Origin of the sequence: Desulfosporosinus sp. FKA, from assembly GCF_002196785.1 — a bacterium.
In the GTDB taxonomy this organism is placed as follows: Bacteria; Bacillota; Desulfitobacteriia; order Desulfitobacteriales; family Desulfitobacteriaceae; genus Desulfosporosinus; species Desulfosporosinus acididurans.
The window spans coordinates 15251-35372 of sequence record NZ_NAHZ01000024.1 but is presented as its reverse complement, the minus strand read 5'-3'; the positions used below and the strand labels follow the sequence as shown (position 1 = coordinate 35372).

The following is a 20122-nucleotide window of genomic DNA, read 5'->3' as shown; positions in this document are numbered from 1 at the left end:
CGCTAAGTAGTCCTATTGGGAAAGGCGGCTCGGCAATAATGTCCACTGGACATTATTGTATCTGTAGCCTCGATGTTCAGCTTTAGCTGAAGGAGTTCACTAAATGTTAACTGCGGGCTTTCAAAGCCCGCAGTTCATTTTTGTTGAAATAAAAGTTGTTGGCTAACGGACTTTCTGTCCCTTATCCACTCTGCGTTTTTTCCTTATTTAGAATAAAAATCAGACTCATGACTAGGAAACGAACTCCAGAATTTTTTTGTAGGTTTCTTTTGTGTCCAGATACCCGTTTTGCAATAATCCATGGAGCTTTTGGGGATTCTTTTCGATTCGCCCAACCTCTAAGGCTTTAGACGGCCTGATGACAAGAGCCTTACCGTCACTCTCAAGCTGCTCAATATAATCCAAGGTATCGTTGTAAATTTTATAGCGATTCAACATAGTTTCCACTAATGACGGGTACTTTTTGTAGGCTGCTTTGAGGAATCCGGTGAACTTAACCGGGCTTTTCCTGTAGCTGCGATTTCTTGTTAAGACGATGACATTTTTGGGGTTGCCGTCCTGAATAGATTTGCGAATTGGTATGGAATCTGAAATTCCGCCATCTAATAATTCGTACCCTTTATAATGCACAATAGGAGATATGAGAGGCAGAGAAGCTGAGGCTCTTAAAGCCTGAAATTTATCACCAATTTCTTCTTTCGTTAAATAAACAGGTTTGCCGGTCTTACAATCTGTAGCACCTACTAAAAAATTACAAGGGGAATTATAAAAGGTCTGAAAATCAAAAGCGACATACTTATTTGGAACTTCGTCAAAGATGAAATCCATGCCAAAATATGATTTGCTGAACAGAAGATTTCTTAAACTCATGTACCGCCAGTCTTGTGCATAATTGATAATAACTTTCTCATTACGTCCACGTTGCTTCGAAATATAGGAAACGGCATTGCATGCGCCGGCGGATACGCCAATGATATAGTTGAAATAGAGATCATTCTCCATAAAATATTCCAGAACTCCACAGGTATAGAGTCCCCTCATGCCTCCGCCTTCTAACACTAAGCCTATTTTTTCCATAGTCTTCACCTCAACACTATTCATCTAATCGTGAGACTCCCACTTTTACAAGTGGGAGTGGCCTTCACTATTTATAATAAAGCAATTTCAAAATGCTGTAAAACTGAATTTGCGTTAGTTTAATGAACTATATGATATTAAAACTCTAGTTGGCTATGGTTACCAAATTCATAGAAGAATATCCCATCTTGTACTATAATTAATCCTAGACTATCTAGACTATTAAGTAAGGAACATAGAGGAGAGTATTCATGGCACATAGAACGTTGAAAACAGGATATGAGCAATTAAGCGAACGCTTAAATCGATTTCCGCAAGGGGCACCGCCTACAGAATATTTGTTTAAAATACTTAAGGTTCTCATGAGCGAAAAAGAAGCAAGGATTATGTCCAAGCTGCCGATTAAACCATTCACGGTACAAACTGCTAGTGAGGCCTTATCCATGAATTTAAAAGATACGGAAAAAATACTAATAGAACTCGCCTCCAGAGCTCTATTGTTGGATATTGAGGAACCTACAGGCGTGAGAACCTTTGTACTGCCGCCGCCGATGGCCGGCTTTTTCGAATTTTCCTTGATGCGTCTTAATGGGAATAGTAACCAAAGGCTCCTTGCCGAACTATTTTATCAGTACTTAAATGTTGAGGAGGATTTTGTTCGCGATTTATTTGTTACCGAAACGAAATTAGGCAGAATTTTTGTCAATGAACAAGCCTTAAGCACTGTTAATGATCTTCACATCTTGGATTATGAACGAAGTAGTGAAATAATTAAAAAAGCCTCCCATATAGGAGTTGGCACTTGTTATTGCAGACATAAAATGAGTCATCTTGGCAAGGCATGTGATGCTCCTCTGGAGATCTGTATGACGTTTGGAGGAACTGCAGCCAGCCTGATTAAATATGGTTATGCCAGAGAAATCACCGTTTCCGAATGTATGAATTTAATTGAAAAGGCTTATGATTATAACTTAGTCCAAATTGGTGAAAACGAACAAGAAGGATTACCTTTTATTTGCAATTGCTGCGGCTGTTGCTGTGAAGCTCTCTTGGCAATAAAACGGTTCGGAACCTTAAACACCATTAATACAACAAATTTCCTGCCAGAGGTAGAAGAAGCCCGGTGCAAAGGCTGTGGAAGCTGTGTTCAAGCCTGTCCCGTAGACGCCTTGTCCCTTGAATCCCAAACAAAAGGCAACAACACTGTCCTTAAAAAAGTTAAATTAGATGAGAATGTCTGCCTGGGATGCGGTGTTTGTGTGCGAAATTGTCATCATGGGGCCTTAAAGCTTAAGCATAGGGATAAACGGGTAATAACCCCTGTCAACTCTGTTCATCGTATCGTTTTGCAAAGTATTGAGCAAGGCAAACTTCATAATCTCATCTTTGATAATCAGGCGTTGTTTAGTCACCGTGCCATGGCTGCAATTTTGGGAGCAATCTTAAAAATGCCTCCCCTTAAACAAATGATGGCAAGTGAACAGGTCAAGTCCAAATATTTATTAGCTCTTATTAAAAATTATAAGGTGTGACAACAATTAGGTAATCTCCTTTATGCCAGCAAAGGAAGAGACTTGTTGAAAGTTCTTCCTTTGTCGGTATTGATTCACTAGTTTTGGCTTTTTAGGGAAGTATGTAGGAGGCAATGATACATTATACTTCTTTAAGAATTAGTTGCTCTAGACCAATTCTCGGGCGTGGCTTAGGGTTTTGATCAGGATAGCCGACAGGGATTAAGGCCACGACACGATAATTTTCACTCAAATCGAGGATTTTCTTAACCTTCTCTTGATCGAACATCATGATCCAACACGTACCAAGACCAAGATCAACAGCTCGTAAAGTAAGATGATCAACAGCAATGGCGGCATTTAACCGCAGATAGCCTTCGGCAGCTGCCGGATCCATGGGTTTGCGTTTGGCATAGGCATCAGGGTCCATTTTCTCAAGAGGAGTATCGTTAAAAGCTCCTGCTTCTTTAAGTTCCCGGGCTCTTGTTCCCATGCCTCCGAAGGACTCCATGTCCACACAGCAGGCAATGACAACAGGTGCTTGGCTGACAAAGGGCAGCGGTGAAGCTTCTGTTAATTGGGCACGTGCAGCATCGCTCTTGATAACTACAAAGCGAGTAGGCTGAAGGTTACTGCCTGAGGGGGCAAGCCGAGCTGCTTCGATCAATTCTTTGATCGCCGTCTCAGGGACTGGATCTGGTTTGAATCTTCGAATACTTCGTCTGGTTTTCAGAGCATCAAGTAATTCCATAGAAATTCATCTTCTTTCCTTAGTAAACTCGCTAGTGCTTGGTATCGTATTCATATCAAGCAAGGCATATGTTTGTTCTTACTCCTAACTACTTATATTTTAGGGGATAAGCTCTTTGTTTGCAAATTTTGTACTGATTATAAAAAAATGTAAGTTGTTATTGACGTTTAAGGAGAAAGTTTAAATAATTGGCAGTAATTAGAAGGTTATTGCTTCTTGTTGTCGAAATACATAGGTTAATGATTATGTTATAGCCGGAGCAAAGCTGTTGTAAGAGATTATCTATTGAAATGGAGAGTGTCTGCCTATGAAAAATAAGACGATGAATACAAAATCGGGTATTAACTACGGGATTAGATTTAAATTACAAGCAAGCTTTTTTGCCGTAATTATAATGACACTTTTTGTTGGGATAGTGGGATATTATGGTATTTACCGGCTTGATCAGAGCGCAAAAGATTTAGGTGATCATTGGTTAAAAGCCGCTAATGCCTTAGCACTGGTAGTTGAGGATACGGAAGATATGCAGCGGACGCTCCTCTTGGGCTTTTCGGAACGAAACGACGCAACAGCGTATCAAGGTGTTAAGTTCAGCTTTCTTAATAATAAAACGAAATGGGAAAGTGATTTTACGACCTATAGCAGATATGTAACGAGCTCCGAGGGGAAAACCAGAAATGAATCTATGAAAAAGGCATTCGATGATTACATAACAGATGCTAATCAGGTTTGGACGTTGATTGAAGACAATAACGACAATGAGGCTCGAACTCTTTTAATCAATAAGAGTAAGGAAAGTTTTGATCAAGTAATCAATGCTATGGAAGCTCAGATATATTTTATGGATAAAGGAGGAGAACAAGCGGTTGCTGACGCCCAGCTTACAAATGCAACTGGCTTAAAGTTTCTAATTATTTTTATTGCAGCCGCCTTTCTCCTCGGAATTGTGCTGACAATAGTGTTGGCGAGAAGCATAAGCCGGCCTCTAAATAAGGTCACGATGATTGCTCAATCCGTAGCCAATGGTGATTTAAAGGTTAGTATTCCAGAGATAAAAAATCGGGATGAAATAGGCGTTTTAGCACAAGCGGTAGGGGATATGGTTCGTTCGTTAAGAGAAATTATCGGTGAAGTATTAAATCAATCGGAGAGTGTAGCGGCAACGAGTGAGGAATTGTCGGCAGCTGCCGAAGAAGCAACCACTGCGAGTGAACAAGTTTCCAGTACTTTGGTTCAACTCGCGACTGGTGCATCGAGTCAAGCATTATCGGTAAAGGATACTAGTGTTGTTATCGAACAGATGTCTTCGAGTGCTCAACAGGTAGCAGCCAATACGGAGATTGTTAATCAAAGCAGTGAGAAAGCAGCACAAGCAGCTGATGTGGGATCTCTCCAGGTGGAAAATGCAGTGCGAAAAATCGAACAAATTCGTGAAGTTTCGGTCCAAACCGCTGAGGCCGTATTTCACTTAGGCGAGCAATCGAAAGAGATTGGACAAATTGTTGATGTGATAAAAGGCATTTCGGATCAAACGAATTTATTAGCTTTAAATGCTGCCATTGAGGCGGCACGGGCAGGTGAACACGGAAGGGGTTTTGCGGTGGTTGCTGACGAGGTTAGAAAGTTAGCGGAACAATCTTCTTTATCTGCTACTCAAATCGCATCCTTAATTGATACAATACAACGTGACACGGAACGGGTTGTTGACGGGATGGAGAAAGGCAAGGATGAGGTCGCTGCCGGTGTTGAAGCCGTGAATCTGGCAGGGAGTTCCTTTAGAACTATTGTTGAAGAGGTTAATACTGTCGTTAAACAAATTCAGGAAGTTATTTCTGTTGCTCAGCAAATGGCCAGCGGAGCTGTTCATGCTGTGGAATCTGTTAATAATATAGGCGTTATTGCCGAACAGACAGCGGCAAAAGTGGAGGAAGTTTCAGCAACTTCTGAGGAACAAGCGGCAACAATGAGTTCTGTAAGTCAATCTGCTGAGGCCTTGGCAAAGCTGGGTGAAAGTCTGGCTTTATTGGTGAGCAAATTTAACGTTTAGTGAAGATGCGTATGATTTGAGTTCTGCGCTAAAAGATGTCTCCTGACGAAGAGATCGGTCTCAGTTTGGAATTCGCTGGTATATAAAGGAGGAAGTATATGGGAACAATGATTGCGGGATTTACTCTGAATAAACTGTTGATGTTGGGCTTAGGTGTTATTGCTGTAGGCTTTATACTAAAAAAGTTGTTTAAGTTGGCAATTGCGGTACTTATCATTGCTGCACTTGTTTATTATGGACTGCCTCTAATTCATACTACAATTAGTACAATTCCCTAATATGCTGATTTCTTGTTCGTAAATCTTTAAATAGCTCTGTATAGATTGCTTTTCAGCGCGGGATATTATATCAATAGCCTACGTTGAAAAGGGGTATTTAAATGCATGGAACTGTATGGTCTTTGTTACCGTTTCTTGTGGTAATTCCACTGGCTCTGTTCACAAGACAGGTCTTGCCGGGCTTAGTTGCCGGTTTGCTAATTGGGGCCTACATGATTAGTCCTACGCCATTTGGCGGGGTGGATACAGCACTTCAATACATTTTAAAAGAATTAGCTGTTCCGGACAATTTGCGTTTGATCGTCTTCATGTATGGCTTCGGAGCTTTCGTTGGCTTAGTTCGCATTACCGGAGGAGTCAGCGGTTTTGCTCAATTGATGGAAACAAAGATTCATTCCGGGCGAGGTGCCTTTATCGTGACTTGGTTATCGTCTTTACTTACTTTCATGGCGCCTGATTTTCGGATCATTACAGTGGGACCGGTCATGAAACAAGTATTCTCGCGTCTTCAAGTTCCTGTCAATAAGGTTGCATTTGTGATTGACGCTACGGCGACACCTTTATGTGCGATTATGCCTTTAGGAACAGTCTTTATTGGTTATAGCATCGGATTGTTGGGGGTGGCGAGCCGGCATCAAGGAATTCCTATGCCTCCCTATAATTTGTTTTTACTCAGCATCCCTTTTAACTTTTTTTCCTTGGCGATGCTTGCTTTTGCTTTGGGCTATACGTTCCTCAAAAGTGATAAGGAACAGGAAAAAAATGTGGGTACTCAACCTGTTGAATCCACAGAGAAAATAAGATCGATTGGTTCGGCGAAATTAGCTTTTGCGGAAACGTCGCTGGAATTGTCAATTCCTTCATCTATCTCCAGGGAGAGGAAAAAGAGGGGGCATGACCATGGTGATGAACTATTTCCTGATCCGGTAGAACTTGTCGCTCAAAAGGTTAAGCCGGATGCCCTTAACCTTATTGTACCCTTAGCTCTTTTACTAATCTTAACCTTATTTTTTACCTGGTGGGATGGCCATCTTCATTCTTCAAACATATTAGGGGCCTTTATCCAAGCTAATGCAGCAAAAGCGATGTTAGAAGCCTTGTTATCGACGCTGTTGTTCTCCTTTATTTGGTATGGCTTTCGAAAGGAACCTATCCAACGAACTCTTTTTGGTTTCATGCAAGGCGGCAATGAAATGATGGCTGTGAACGTTCTTTTAGTTTTTGTCTGGGCGGTTTCGGCAATCTCTACGGACCTTGGGTTTGTCACTTATACAGAACAGACAGTGGGACGGATAGTCCCGGCTGCGTTTATTGCACCGGCTTTTTTCGCGCTGGGATGTATGCTCTCCTATGTCATTGGTTCATCCTTCGGTACGTGGGGTATTTTAATGCCTCTGGGGTTTTCGCTGGCAACGACTGAACACGCAGCTTTGCCCTTAATTGCAGGAGCCGTATTTGCCAGCGGTACGTTTGGCGGATTTGTATCGCCCCTAAGTGATAATACTGTGGCCATGGCAACTGTCATGAAAATTCCGGTTATGGATTACGCAAAGTTAAAACTGCGTCTGGGACTTCTCGTTGCAGCTGCCTGCATGATCTTATATGCTCTCGTTGGCTGGTTTTATCGCGGAACATAATTTCAGTCATCTTGAGACGACTAAGGGGACGGTTCAAACAACACATTTTACAAGATGTTGTTTGAACCGTCCCTTAAGTTAGGAGGACCTCTTACCATGGGCCAAATAAATATCCGAGATGAAATAATCCCCTATGAAGAACGACGGAGCGTTCGCTATCGAAGAATAACATTAAGCATCCTAAATGATCGAATTCGAATTTCAGCGCCCCCAAATGTGTCGAAAAGGCAAATCAAGGAGCTATTAAAGGCCAAAGAGGATTGGATTTTAAAATATTGGTTGATCAAACGTCAAAAGCAAGAACATTCGGCAAAAAATTTTACTATTGGTGAACAATTTCCCTTTCGCGGTCGGCAATTAATCCTATGTTTTCGAAGCCACAATTATCGTCGGATTCGAGTGAATTCAGATGGCCAAATGCTTATTGTGTCATTACCTCAGGACGGTCCTAATTCTCAATCTGCGGAAACTATTCGCAAGCAGATTATTGCCTGGTATAAAGTTCAAGCACGTAACCTTTTCAAGCAAAAACTTGATGATCAGGCAAAGCGAATGCAGGTTACATACCAAAACTTTCGTTTAAAAGATCAAAGAACAAGGTGGGGAAGCTGCTCCGGTCGCGGAAACTTGAATTTAAATTGGCGAATTATAATGGCTCCCGATAAAGTAATCGATTATCTTATTATTCACGAACTGGCTCATTTGACGCATCTGAACCACTCGCCGGAATTCTGGCAGCGTGTTAAAACCTTTATGCCGGAATATATGACCTGGAGAAAGTGGCTGAAAGACCATGGACATGAATTAGTGCTCTAGGATAACGGAATTTCCGAAACTGCGAACTACGAAATAGTGAACTCGTTCAGCTAAAGCTGAACATCGATAAAGTTAACAAGAGGACGATCACTAGATTTAAAAAATTCTTCGGCAAATTTCAGCCACAAATTTGCGGCATGTGACAAGGAACGACCTCTTTTCCAAATGATAGACATACTATGAATGATTTGTGGTTCAGTTAATTGGACAGAGACTATACGATTAGGGTCTAATTCGGAACATACTGCACTTGGTAAGAAAGCGATGCCTAAATTTGCGGCTACCATTTGAGTCATTAGCTCAAGCTGAGACGTTTCAAAAATAATGTTTGGGGAAAAACCAACATTTCTGCATTGATTAATGATTTCATCGTGAAGACTAAAATCTTTACTATATAAGACAAAAAATTCATTAGCTAAGGCTGAGAGTTCAATGGATGGGAGCTGACTTATGGGATTCTGGGAGGAGACGATAACATAAAGAGGGTCCTTGGAAATAGAAATAGAGTCATAGTAGTGATGATCTGGGACTATGCATACGACCCCAGCGTCTAGAGTACCGTCTTTTATAGCAAGTGCCACTTTTTTGGAGCCATATTCAGACAAGCTAATATCAATCAAAGGATACTTCTGTTTAAACTCTCCTAATAATTCGGCAAATATAGTTGAACTAGTTATTGGTAATAAACCAATTGCAATTTTTCCTTTTGCCATTTTGATTTTATTTTCAAAATCAGTCGTTAAATTATGAAACATTACTACAACCTGTTGAGCTTGCTCTAAAAAAATAATTCCTGTATCTGTCAACTGGACGTACTTTGAGTTCCTATTAAATAAGGAAGTGCTAAGTTCAGTTTCCAAATCTTTAATCATTTTACTAATGGCGGATTGTGAGACATGGCAAACCTGAGCCGCTTTACTAAAGCTTTTTTGGCGAGCAACTTCGATAAAATATTCTAAATGTCGAATATCCATTAGTAACACCTCCAAATACAGTTTAATATGAATTTCCATCATAGTAAAGATAACAATTATATGTTTTGTTTATGTTTTGCTGCGCTTAGAATAAAGTCAGAAATAACAACAAAGGATAAAAAAATAAGTGACAAACATGTCTAAATTATCTGGGAAAGGCTGTGATTCGAATGAAAAAAGATAGCAACCCCACGGTTAAAGAACATGAAGAAGACAAGAAAAAGGAACCGTCTGATTTAACCCAAACAAAAGAATTTTGGTCAACTCTAGGAGTTATTAGTTAAATTTCTAGGTACCTTCTGTATTAATGAACGAAATTATCCATATACAGAAAATGAGCTGCTTGATCTCAAAAGAGGTTAAGCAACTGTTTACCATAATTATTCAACCTGGGAAACTGAAGTGAATCGACACTTCGGTTTTCTTTTTAGTGAACACGTTCAGCTTTAGACGAACGAGTTCCTATCGAAAGACTCCCCTGGAAATGTACAGTAGAGAAAACCTAATAAGTTAAAGGTGTTTTGTAAATAATCATAAAGAAGTTAAAATAGATATAAGCATCATAGAATGAAAAAACTATTGTTGAATAATTAGGTTGGATATTATAAAGGAGGAATATTGATTATGAAAGATTTGCTTCGAAAAGGGTTGGCATTTGGTTTGGGATTAGCGGTTGTCAGCAGAGAACAGATTGAAAAGTTTGTAGACGAGATGGTAAGACGAGGAGAAGTAACCTCCTCAGAATCGAAGGATTTAATTCAGGAATTGCTCGAAAAAGGTGAAGCTCAAAGGAAGGAAATGAATAGCTCTATTCACAATCAATTAGAAAAAATGCTGAAAGAGCTGAATGTAGCTACTAAGGCAAATATTGAAGGATTGGAAAAGCGCATTTCGGAATTAGAGGCTATCGTTAAGAACCAGGAATAGTTGATCCACTTGGGAAATTGCGAGGGGCCTATCTCTATTGGGGATTATATTTCTTTTGGCAAAGTAATGACTTTGATAGAGGGGACATTAGGACATTATGATGATCGGGAAGAGGATACGGCATTTAAAACGATATCGAGATGTTGCAAAGGTTCTCGCTCGCCATGGATTTGGCTTTTTTGTTGAGGAAATCGGACTTATTCACATGCTTTCTCTTCCTAAACGCCTTTTTACAGATTGGGAGGACATTGATCCCATGTCCATGGGAGAACGAGTACGTCAAGTTCTTGAAGAATTAGGTCCTGCCTACATTAAAATTGGTCAGATTGCCAGCACCCGCGCAGATATATTCCCGGAGGAGATCATTGAGGAACTAGAAAAATTGCAGGATAATGTTCCTCCCTTTTCCTTTCAGGAAGTGCACCGGATTATTGAAGATGAATTGGGATCTCCGGTTGAAGAGATTTTTTCGATGTTTGAAGAAACAGCTGTTGCAGCGGCTTCAATTGGGCAGGTGCATCTTGCTCAATTGCGAACGGGAGAGAAGGTTGCAGTAAAAGTTCAACGTCCAAACATCAAAGATCTTATTGACACGGATTTAGAAATTCTGCTTGATCTGGCAACTTTAGCAGAACATCGGATGGTTCGTATGGAACGCTTGCAATTACGAGATGTTGTCGAAGAATTTGCCAAATCTTTGCGCAATGAACTGGATTATACTATTGAAGCACGTAATGCTGAAAAAATTGCTAAACAATTTAAAGATGATTCAAATATTCATATTCCTGGGATATTTTGGGATTATTCAACCAGTAAAGTGTTAACCATGGAGTACGTGGAAGGCCTCAAGCTGAATTTGTATGACGAGATTGATGCCAAGGGTTATAAGCGCAAAGAGATTGCTGACCGCCTGGTGAAGGCGCTCTTTCATCAGGTATTAATCGAAGGATTCTTCCATGGCGATCCTCATCCGGGAAATATCTTCATCTTAGAAGGAGGAGAAATCTCCTTTATTGATTTTGGTATGGTGGGCAGACTTACTCAGGAAATGAAAAACAATTTCGCCTCTATGGTCATTGCCATGATGCGTCAGAATACGGAAAGCATGATTCAGGCAATTTTAAGGATTGGCATAGTTCCGGATGATGTAAATTTGCCGCTTCTCTCCAAGGATGTGGATGATTTGCGGGAAAAGTACATGGATGTTCCTATGAGTCGGATTAGTCTGGGCAAAGCTATTGGAGATCTTTTGGGTGTGGCCTATCGGCATCAGATCAGAATTCCTGCCGATTTTACCTTATTAGCAAAATGTTTATTGCTTTTAGAGGGAATTGTAGAGAAACTTGATCCTCAGCTGAGTATCATGGATATGGCTAAACCCTTTGGAGTTCGTTTGCTCAAGGAACGCTATCATCCGAAAACTATTGCTGGTCGAGTGTGGCATAACATCTCAGATTTTAGTGAGCTTTTAGTTGATTTGCCAAAACAGATGAAGGTCTTAATGCGTGATGTTTTAAGGGGAAGAATTCATTTAGATATAGGTATCCCCGAGCTCGATGTATTTTTGCGCAGAATAGATCGGATTTCTAATCAGATCACCTTTAGTATTGTGTTATTGTCCTTTAGCATCGTAATGATGGGTTTGATCATTGCTTCGGCTTTAGGCCGGCAGCCGATCATGCTCTGGAAAATGCCGGCTATTGAAATTGGGTTTGGTGCCGCTGCTATGATGCTGATTTGGTTGTTCATTTCTATATTTCGATCCGGAAAGTTCTAATGTAACGTTTACTTTGCTAACATCGTAGCTTGGAATTGCCGCAACTTCGGAAAAGGAATGAAATGAAATTAGGGCAATGATTCTTGGAGTTGAATCTTCTGCTCAGGGGTAACCTAAGTATGAGGTGAAAGACTGTGACAGAAGAATTTGTTCCGCAGCGTGTCTTTTTCGAACCATCGGCTCTTGAATATCCTTTGGGGAAGCTTTTAGTGGAGGATTTTCGCAGAATGGGTGTTTCTGTGACTCCAACACCTTCTCACAACAGAGTCACGGGAATACCCGGGAAAAATCCGGCTCAGGCTTACCGTGAAGCAAAACGGACTTTGGTTATAGGCGTAAGACGGAGTGAAAAATTTCAAACTTGTAAACCATCAGCACATTACCAGCTGCCTTTAGTAACCAGTTGTCCGGGGATGTGTGAATATTGCTATTTGTCGACGACCTTGGGGAAGAAGCCTTATGTGCGTGTTTATGTGAATATCGTGGAGATCTTGGGAATTGCCTCTAAGCTAATTCAAGAGCGTTCACCTGAAATTACATTTTTTGAAGGAGCTGCGACATCTGACCCCATTCCTGTAGAGAGATATACGGGGGCTCTAAAACAGGCGATTAATTTTTTTGGGCGCGAACAAAATGGGCGTTTTCGTTTCGTAACGAAATTTACTGCTGTGGATTCCTTGCTCTCAGCTCGTCACGAAGGGCATACACGCTTTCGCTTCAGCCTGAATTGCAACTATGTTGTGAACAAGTTTGAACATTTGACGCCTTCTCCTGAACAGCGTATTATTGCTTCCGGTAAGGTACTTAAGGCAGGTTATCCCTTAGGTTTTATTATTGCGCCTATTTTCAAGTTTTCCGGCTGGAAAGAGGAATATGAACATTTACTGGAGAGAACAGCGGAAGAATTAACACGCCTGGCACCTATGGGATGGTCTCCAGAGCAGCTGACCCTTGAGTTTATTTCTCACCGGTACACTTTGAAAGCGAAAGCAACAATTCTTGAGATTTACCCAAATTCTTCATTGCCTATGGCAGAGGAAGAACGTAAGTTTAAATATGGCCAGTTTGGCTATGGAAAATATGTTTATCCTAATGAAGATCTCGAAGAGTTAAAAGAATTCTTCAGAAAACAAGCAGATATCTATTTTCCTATGGCAAAAGTGGAATATTTTATCTAAATCAAGGCCTGAAAGACACACATTAATTACTCTGCTCCCTGTCAAGGGAAGCATACCATTAATAGGCGTTTTTCAGGCTAATTTGGCTAATTTCGGTGGGCCTAGATTCCATCCTTCAGTGCGATTGCAATTGTCGGGCCAGGCGCTTTAGCGAACCATTGTGATCAGTCACCTGAATTTGAAGCTGTGTCCTCAGAATCATCAATGAGAAGAACGTAGACTTCTATCGGACCATGTACACCAATGGACAGATCCATTTCAATATCCGAGGTCCGGCTGGGCCCTGTAATAAACTCCAGCGCTGCCGGTGGGTTCTCCAAGGCAGAAACTTCAGAAAGGATTTCAGCAATAGTATTTCTGATTTTTGACGTTTCCATAATCGTTAGGTGGCGGGGAGGAAGTAAGCTGACAGCCCGTCCCCGCTGAGGATTGCTGCTGGTTACGATGCTGCCGGAGAGAGCAACCCCCCAGTCCGCTCCCGTTACGCCAAGCTCGGCCTGCGCAGCTAATTGGTGTCGGTCTTGAGGGGAGGGAGCCGCTTGTGAATAGCGGGCCAGCGGCCAGTTTAAGGTTGTAAACGCGGATTCAGCAAATGCTGGGAGCAAGTTCCAGCTAACTATCCTTCCTTGATTGGTGGTTTGATCAAAGGAAAGATCGCCGAACCATTCTTGGAGACATCGGATCGCTTCATCCGGTGATTTCACAATGGCTCCTTTACCGCCTAAAGCTTGCCAATTATCCAGAAAGGTTCTTACCCGCTCTTGGCTTGAGATTTGGAAAGAAGGAACGTCGAAAGCTACCGGTTCTGGAGCTGATTGGGGAGTAGAGCGCCCAAGTTTTGAGGCCAGGAGACTAATAAAATCGTTTGTGTTGGTCATTTGATCTCACCTCGACTTACTCTTTAGAGTTGGGAGTAGGGATAGTCCCTTTGTGCTTTGCTTCGGCCCATAGGTACATAAAGGATTTGGAGGCGACTTTTGGCAAGGTCTTGCTTTTGGTCCAATTGGAGAGAGGAGGTGGACCACTGACAATCCGGTCATGCTGTACAAAGGGAAACTGAAATCTCGCACCTAGACGCAGAGCCTGGCGCAAAGTTTTTTCATGCGTAAACATATAACGATAGGCCTGGAATATTCGTTTTTCAATTTGCGGAGTATGCCCTGTCATGGTCTTACGGGCTCTGAGTTTAACCAGAAGGTCATGAAGAGGAATACGCACGGGACAGGCTTCGGTACAGGCACCGCAAAGAGAAGAAAAGTAGGGCAGATGCCCCCATTTTTCCCAATCGTTTTCCAAAAGGGGCGTAATGACAGAACCTATCGGTCCGGCATAAACAGATCCATATGCATGTCCTCCAATTTGGCGGTAAACGGGGCAAACGTTAAAACAGGCTCCGCAGCGAATACATTTTAAGGACTGGCGGAAGGTAGGATCACCAAGAATTTCAGAACGGTTATGATCTAAAATGACCAGATGAAATTCTTCCGGTCCATCAGGATCGGTTGATTGCCTGGGAGGCGTAAGGATTGTCGTATAACTTGAAAGACGCTGCCCTGTCGCACTGCGACCGAGGAGATTGAGCAGGACGCTGAGTTCACGGAAGGAGGGTACAATGCGCTCCATCCCCATTAGGGTAATCTGGACACGGGGCAGGGTGCTTACCATGCGCCCGTTTCCTTCATTAGTAACCATTGTGATACTGCCTGTCTCAGCGACGGCAAAATTACACCCGGTGATGCCAATATCACCCTGTAAGAATTTTTGACGCATTTGCTGCCGCACAAATCGTGTGAGGGTGGGTGTATCTGAACTAAGAGGGCGGCCAGCGAGAGGTGCAAAGATTTCGGCAACTTGTTGGCGGGTTTTATGCATAGCAGGAACGATAATATGAGAAGGTACTTCTCCAGCAACTTGTAGTATGTATTCTCCCAAGTCTGTCTCAACAACACTGATGCCGTCCTTTTCTAAGACTTTGTTAAGATGAATTTCTTCGGAAACCATGGATTTCGATTTAATAATCGTTTGGGCGCCATGGTCGCGGGCAATCTTGCTCACTATGTCAACGGCTTCAGAAGGGGTTTGGGCAAGATGGACGTGGCCCCCGTTTTTTTCAACTTGGGTTATGAGTTGTTGGAGATAATAGTCCAAATTGGCAATAACATGAGAACGAATTGTATCCCCGGCCAAGCGCCACTTCTCCCAATCTCCCAGCTCATCTGCTGCATTGTATTTGTTATGGCGCAAACGGTCTGTGGCTCGCCGAGTCGCTTTACGCAAAAAGTTGTTGGTTAGTGCATTATCGACTCGTTTTTCAACGATAGGTTTATAGGTGGACATTCTTCATTCCCTCCCCAAGTAACTGAATAATATGCATGGTTTTAATCGGTTTATTGATTTTCTCCAGATAACCAGAAATGTTCATGAGGCAGCCCAGATCCAGACCAAGCAATAAATCAGCTCCTGACTCTAAAACGTGTTCCGCTTTTTCTGCGACCATGGCTTCGGAAATTTTTGGCATCTTGACCGAAAAGGTCCCGCCAAAACCACAACACAATTGGGATTCCGGCAAAGGAAGAAGTTCAAGGTCTTGGACATGTTCAATCAGGGTAAGGGGAGCATCCTTGATTTCTAAAAGCCGGGTGGCATGACAGGAAGGATGATAGGTGGCTTTGGCCTTATATTTGGCCCCTAAATCGGGCTTCTGCAAGACATCAACAATGAATTGAGTGAATTCATAGCTTTTGTGAATCAAGTCTTCAGCCTTAGCAAGATAGACTGGATCATTTTCAAAAAGAAATGGATAGTAATGATGAATCATAGCTATGCATGATCCACTCGGTCCGACGACAACTTCGCTCTTCTCAAAGGCATCAATAAGTGTACGAGCTACCTCCCGCGCATCATCGAAATAACCGGAATTAAAGGCAATTTGGCCGCAGCAGGCTTGTCCATCGGGAACATCAACGGTATGCCCCAAGTATGTAAGAATTTTTGCCATCGTCAGATCAACGTCCGGATAAAGAGCATTTGCCAGACAGGTGGCAAAGAGGGAAACTTTCATAACTGACCATCCCTTCGTTAAAACTATTCACGCATAGTATAAAGTTAGTATTTCCTAAAACTATGAGTTTTGATGCGGCAGGGATGACTTTGGGATGATTTATCTGAGTATATATAAATATAAAGGAGAAGTTTAGGCAAAATAGGCCTAAACTTCTCCTTTGAAATACTAGAATAAATAGCAAATGAAATAACTTTCATAATATAGATACAGTACATAGCTCATAATGAGCAAGCAAGAGTGAACATTTAAGTAAGATAAAAGACTATATTAGCCAAGGATAGGAACATTGGGTTCATTATACCAAATTGAAATTACAGTTGTTGATCCTGTACTTTGAGCAATATTAACAACTTTAACCCAACTGTTATCCTCTAACCATTGATTAATTTCTTTTTCCAAAATTCTTGGGTCGGGGGAAGTGAAAATTTTTACATTCATAGGGGTTAGTTCGTCCTTTCACTGCAATATTAACGTTCTTTTGGTAGTAAAGCTTTAAACATATCATAGCTGCTATGTGAAGAATGTCAAGGTAGTTGCTCTGCTGACTCAGCACAGGAAATTCTAACGAATGCACAAAAAAAGTCAGGCTCAATAAGCCCGGCTTTTTTGTGCATGTTATTCCTCTGGAGTAAATACCTGCGGCCTTCAAGTTAGGGCCGTTTTTATTCACTTCGCTGCAATATTGGCTAATGTTTCCTTCGATTCCTTAACGTCAACATATACAGGGCAACCCATGACGTACATTAAAAGCTGTTTTTTCATTATATATACCCTCCTTTTTTCTACATACCAAACGTTAATTACTTGATAATGTTTGTTTGTAAATTATAGTAAAGTATTCCTTGCTTTACTATATCTATCATCTCCTGGTTTCTGTATTTATTTTAAATCCTTTTCATACATAAGTGAAATACATAGTTGGAATATAATTTATTGCCAAGACGAATAAATACATATAGCATATAAATGATTCCCTTTATCTATATAAACGAAACCAAGAGGAGGATATATCGATGGATATTCGCCAATTAGTTTATTTCGCTGAGGTTGTAAAGCGCAAGGGTTTTTCTAAGGCAGGGGAATCCCTTCATATTACTCAGCCTACCATCAGTAAGATGATCAAAGGTATGGAAGACGAATTGGGAGCCACTTTGTTAGAACGGACAACTAAAAAAGTTGAACTAACCGATATAGGAGAAGTCGTCTACAGACATGCGCTAAACATTGTTCAATCTATGGAAAGCCTCGAAGCCGAATTAGACGACGTACGGCAAGTTCGAAAAGGATATATAAGAATGGGTCTTCTCCCTATGATTGGTTATAACTTTATTTCAAGGATTATAGCGGAATTTCAGAAACTGCATCCGCACATAACGATTCAGATTTTGGAAAATGGTGCGCGAGAAGTTGAACATTCTATTTCCGCAGGTGATATTGATCTGGGAATCGTCGTTTTGCCCGTTAGTGAAGACGTTTTTGAATGTCTTCCAGTTGTCGAAGAGCATTTGAAGTTACTGGTCCATCCGAAACACCACTTAGCAAGCAGTCATGAAGTGAGCTTAGAAGAATTGAAAGAAGAAACGTTTATTTTTTATCCAGAAAACTTTGCCCTATACTATCACATAAAGGAAGCCTGCCAGAAAGCAGGCTTTAATCCCAACGTGCTTTATGAAAGTTCGCAATGGGATTTTATTAGTGAAATGGTAGCCGACAACCTAGGAATCGCTTTTTTGCCGGATAGTATATGCAAAAACTTGGATTCTTCGCGTATAAAGGTTATCCCTTTGGCACCGCCTGGTATTCCTCGTTACTTGGCATTCATTTGGCGGAGGAATACTTACCTGAAGTTTGCTGCAAGGGAATTTATTAGTTTTGTCAGAACTCAACTAGAGCCAGTGATCTAGGATTATCACTGAAGATGTGCACATCGATCACAAAGTACGTAAGTCTTTTGATCAGTTATTCCAGAAAAAAAGATGGTTTTATTACATTCCTGACAAACGATGTGATAGGGATAGAGTATAGTCTTAGGTTCGCCGAAATCAGCGTTCAGGTCTGAACTATAGTTGCTGATTCCCTTTGAAGTGTACATTTTGTTCATGATATTCCTCCCATTCAAGTCACAGTGAATTGCAAAAGCAGCTAAGGTAAGTTTGTGAAAAACAAAGGTTTTTAGGGGTAAAATTTGTGTAAACATAGTATTGACTATAATATTTGCGAAAAATTCTCCAAGGATAATTAACTTATAGCATAATTGTAGTTTAAAGACAAACCATTGGAAGTTGCCTTGGATGGGGAATCTTCGAAGTATTATAGAAAATACAGCCAATGTTTTAAGCTTATAGAGGAATTCAAACTCAAAGGTAGAATCTAGTAGAAGATCAGAATATTTGAGGAGGAGATCTCATGATTGTTGCTCAAGAAAAAGATGCTTTGAGAATTAAACTTGAAGGTGATGCCGTAAAAAATGTCTATAAAAAAGTGCTTGTATCCCCGCGTGAAGGCTGGGAAGGGTATGTTATGCGGCTTTTTGATCTGGAAGCAGAAGGATATACTCCTAAACATAGTCACCCTTGGCCTCATATTAACTATATTGTCCGGGGGAAGGGAATTCTTCATCTCGATGGGGTAGATCATGAAGTTGAGGCAGGTTCTTACGCTTATGTTCCCGAAAACGCACTTCACCAATTTTCCAATCGAGGCGGGGAATTGTTTTCAATGATTTGTATTGTCCCGGAAGAAGGGGACAAGTAGGATACTTTTAGTAAAAGGATTATTTTATCAGAATAAGAATGTGATAATATTGCTCGCTTTATAAAAGATTCATGAAAAGGCCATGAATCTTTTTTCTTTCTTGTTATGCTTTTTCATAAATAAAACCATGCATTTAAGTGGATGATTTAAACCACTATTTATGCATGGCTTTGTTTTGATTTTTTGAATCAAAAGGTCTCTGAAATGGAGTTTGAAATTATGAGCTGTGCGGGATATATACGTGATATATAATAATCCTAAAGCTGTCCTTTTAAACCAATAGCTTCTGCCGTACTTTGCATCCCCTTGATAGTCTCTCCGATAATATAGTCTAGTTCCATGCCTAACATTTTTGCGCCTTGTTCAATGACTTCGCGGTTTACTCCGGCGGCAAAGCTTTTTTGCTTCCACTTCTTTTTAACCGATTTAACTTCAAGATCAAGAATGCTTTTGCTTGGCCGCAAGAGGGCTGTGGCAGCGATTAGGCCAGTTAATTCATCAATAGTGAATAATACTTTTTCCATTGTGTGAATAGGTTCGACGTCACAGCATAGACCCCAACCATGACTTTGTACTGCATGGATATAGTCTTCAGGCAAGTTGTGTTCTGTTAGCAGCTCTTTAGCTTTTAGGCAGTGCTGCTCAGGATACATTTCATAATCAACATCATGCAATAATCCGATAATGCCCCACTTTTCTTTTTCAGGTTCGCCAAGTATATCGGCAAAATGAAGCATTACAGCTTCCACAGAGAGAGCATGGGTAATCAGGCTGTCACTCTTATTATATTTCGTTAAAATATCATAGGCTTGTTCTCTGGTTGGTATTAGCTGTTCCACTATATATGCCTCTTTTCCTTAATTGTTATAAAAAATACTAAACGTTTATTCTTTCCATGTCAACCTCCGGCTCAAAGCACTCTGCTGTTGATATTTCCATTGCGCATGGTTATAATTAGAACATAAGTTCGATTAAAGCAAATAAATGTGCTATTCGCGATAGGCTCTAAATTAACGGGTGGTGTTATAATAATGGCCAAAAACTACGTTTTCCATATTGATGCAAATTCTGCCTACCTATCTTGGGAAGCTTCGTTTCGTCTTCAACAGGGTGATTCACTCGATTTACGGACAGTTCCAGCAGTCGTCGGCGGTGATCCCAGTACCCGTCATGGCATCGTGCTTACAAAATCAGATGACAAGCCTTTTATAAGGACAGGAAAAATTTGTCCTTAACTATAAAGAGGGATTTAACAATTTTCATTGAATATCAGGATAAGGAATTCCCTTAATTGATATTTCAGCAATTCGGGGAAACAGAGGTGAGAAATC

The 20122-nt window shown here is 41.0% G+C and carries 19 protein-coding genes and 1 pseudogene; 11 read left to right on the top strand and 9 right to left on the bottom strand.

The window, feature by feature from the left end:
- Window positions 1–231: 231 nt before the first annotated feature.
- Window positions 232–1077 (bottom strand): patatin family protein, encoded by an 846-nt coding sequence (locus B5771_RS07150; protein WP_047811368.1) that lies wholly within the window; start codon window positions 1075–1077, stop codon window positions 232–234.
- 251 nt (window positions 1078–1328) lie between these two features.
- Between B5771_RS07150 and B5771_RS07145 the strand changes: the two genes are divergently transcribed.
- Window positions 1329–2609, top strand: coding sequence for a 4Fe-4S dicluster domain-containing protein (locus B5771_RS07145; protein ID WP_088186913.1), 1281 nt, complete (start codon window positions 1329–1331; stop codon window positions 2607–2609).
- 121 nt (window positions 2610–2730) lie between these two features.
- On the opposite strand, the gene B5771_RS07140 is transcribed toward B5771_RS07145, so the two are convergent.
- On the bottom strand, window positions 2731–3339 hold the full coding sequence (locus B5771_RS07140; RefSeq protein WP_088186912.1) for a nitroreductase family protein: 609 nt from the start codon (window positions 3337–3339) through the stop codon (window positions 2731–2733).
- 307 nt (window positions 3340–3646) lie between these two features.
- Here B5771_RS07140 and B5771_RS07135 point away from each other — a divergent pair, with 307 nt between their 5' ends.
- The 4 genes from B5771_RS07135 to B5771_RS07120 all read left to right on the top strand — a co-directional run bounded on the left by B5771_RS07135 (window position 3647) and on the right by B5771_RS07120 (window position 8117).
- Window positions 3647–5386, top strand: a complete 1740-nt coding sequence (locus B5771_RS07135; RefSeq protein ID WP_088186911.1) for a HAMP domain-containing methyl-accepting chemotaxis protein — start codon at window positions 3647–3649, stop codon at window positions 5384–5386.
- Between the two features lie 98 nt (window positions 5387–5484).
- Window positions 5485–5664 carry a hypothetical protein gene (locus B5771_RS07130; protein WP_047811325.1) on the top strand — a complete coding sequence of 60 codons (180 nt, stop codon included), beginning with the start codon at window positions 5485–5487 and terminating at the stop codon, window positions 5662–5664.
- 101 nt (window positions 5665–5765) lie between these two features.
- Window positions 5766–7301, top strand: a complete 1536-nt coding sequence (locus B5771_RS07125; RefSeq protein ID WP_088186910.1) for a Na+/H+ antiporter NhaC family protein — start codon at window positions 5766–5768, stop codon at window positions 7299–7301.
- Between the two features lie 96 nt (window positions 7302–7397).
- The gene (locus B5771_RS07120) at window positions 7398–8117 is read left to right on the top strand and encodes a SprT family zinc-dependent metalloprotease (protein WP_088186909.1); all 720 of its coding nucleotides are present in this window, start codon (window positions 7398–7400) and stop codon (window positions 8115–8117) included.
- 50 nt (window positions 8118–8167) lie between these two features.
- Here B5771_RS07120 and B5771_RS07115 read toward each other — a convergent pair whose 3' ends face one another.
- Window positions 8168–9091 carry a LysR family transcriptional regulator gene (locus B5771_RS07115; RefSeq protein ID WP_088186908.1) on the bottom strand — a complete coding sequence of 308 codons (924 nt, stop codon included), beginning with the start codon at window positions 9089–9091 and terminating at the stop codon, window positions 8168–8170.
- Between the two features lie 624 nt (window positions 9092–9715).
- Between B5771_RS07115 and B5771_RS07110 the strand changes: the two genes are divergently transcribed.
- The 3 genes from B5771_RS07110 to splB all read left to right on the top strand — a co-directional run bounded on the left by B5771_RS07110 (window position 9716) and on the right by splB (window position 12973).
- Window positions 9716–10018, top strand: a complete 303-nt coding sequence (locus B5771_RS07110) for a polyhydroxyalkanoate synthesis regulator (protein WP_088186907.1) — start codon at window positions 9716–9718, stop codon at window positions 10016–10018.
- A 100-nt stretch (window positions 10019–10118) separates the two neighbouring features.
- Window positions 10119–11795 (top strand): lipopolysaccharide core heptose(II) kinase RfaY, encoded by a 1677-nt coding sequence (locus B5771_RS07105; RefSeq protein ID WP_088186938.1) that lies wholly within the window; start codon window positions 10119–10121, stop codon window positions 11793–11795.
- A 134-nt stretch (window positions 11796–11929) separates the two neighbouring features.
- Entirely contained in the window at window positions 11930–12973 is a 1044-nt protein-coding gene (splB, locus tag B5771_RS07100) for a spore photoproduct lyase (protein ID WP_088186906.1), read from the top strand.
- A 164-nt stretch (window positions 12974–13137) separates the two neighbouring features.
- On the opposite strand, the gene B5771_RS07095 is transcribed toward splB, so the two are convergent.
- The 4 genes from B5771_RS07095 to B5771_RS24215 all read right to left on the bottom strand — a co-directional run bounded on the left by B5771_RS07095 (window position 13138) and on the right by B5771_RS24215 (window position 16475).
- On the bottom strand, window positions 13138–13851 hold the full coding sequence (locus B5771_RS07095) for a lactate utilization protein (RefSeq protein ID WP_088186905.1): 714 nt from the start codon (window positions 13849–13851) through the stop codon (window positions 13138–13140).
- 16 nt (window positions 13852–13867) lie between these two features.
- Window positions 13868–15310 carry a LutB/LldF family L-lactate oxidation iron-sulfur protein gene (locus B5771_RS07090; protein ID WP_088186904.1) on the bottom strand — a complete coding sequence of 481 codons (1443 nt, stop codon included), beginning with the start codon at window positions 15308–15310 and terminating at the stop codon, window positions 13868–13870.
- Window positions 15297–16034 (bottom strand): (Fe-S)-binding protein, encoded by a 738-nt coding sequence (locus B5771_RS07085; protein ID WP_088186903.1) that lies wholly within the window; start codon window positions 16032–16034, stop codon window positions 15297–15299. The genes B5771_RS07090 and B5771_RS07085 overlap by 14 nt, the downstream gene beginning before the upstream one ends.
- Window positions 16035–16304: 270 nt before the next feature.
- Entirely contained in the window at window positions 16305–16475 is a 171-nt protein-coding gene (locus B5771_RS24215; protein ID WP_172408182.1) for a hypothetical protein, read from the bottom strand.
- A 575-nt stretch (window positions 16476–17050) separates the two neighbouring features.
- Here B5771_RS24215 and B5771_RS07080 point away from each other — a divergent pair.
- The gene (locus tag B5771_RS07080; protein ID WP_088186902.1) at window positions 17051–17941 is read left to right on the top strand and encodes a LysR family transcriptional regulator; all 891 of its coding nucleotides are present in this window, start codon (window positions 17051–17053) and stop codon (window positions 17939–17941) included.
- 5 nt (window positions 17942–17946) lie between these two features.
- Here B5771_RS07080 and B5771_RS07075 read toward each other — a convergent pair whose 3' ends face one another.
- Window positions 17947–18138 (bottom strand): hypothetical protein, encoded by a 192-nt coding sequence (locus tag B5771_RS07075; protein ID WP_088186901.1) that lies wholly within the window; start codon window positions 18136–18138, stop codon window positions 17947–17949.
- A 305-nt stretch (window positions 18139–18443) separates the two neighbouring features.
- On the opposite strand from B5771_RS07075, the gene B5771_RS07070 reads away from it, so the two are divergent.
- Window positions 18444–18791 carry a cupin domain-containing protein gene (locus tag B5771_RS07070; RefSeq protein WP_047811336.1) on the top strand — a complete coding sequence of 116 codons (348 nt, stop codon included), beginning with the start codon at window positions 18444–18446 and terminating at the stop codon, window positions 18789–18791.
- 257 nt (window positions 18792–19048) lie between these two features.
- Here the strand turns inward: B5771_RS07070 and B5771_RS07065 are convergent, their stop codons facing one another.
- Window positions 19049–19630 carry an HDIG domain-containing metalloprotein gene (locus tag B5771_RS07065; RefSeq protein WP_088186900.1) on the bottom strand — a complete coding sequence of 194 codons (582 nt, stop codon included), beginning with the start codon at window positions 19628–19630 and terminating at the stop codon, window positions 19049–19051.
- Between the two features lie 192 nt (window positions 19631–19822).
- On the opposite strand from B5771_RS07065, the pseudogene B5771_RS07060 reads away from it, so the two are divergent.
- Window positions 19823–20014: pseudogene (locus B5771_RS07060) on the top strand (DNA polymerase IV); the annotation flags it as partial.
- Between the last annotated feature and the right edge of the window lie 108 nt (window positions 20015–20122).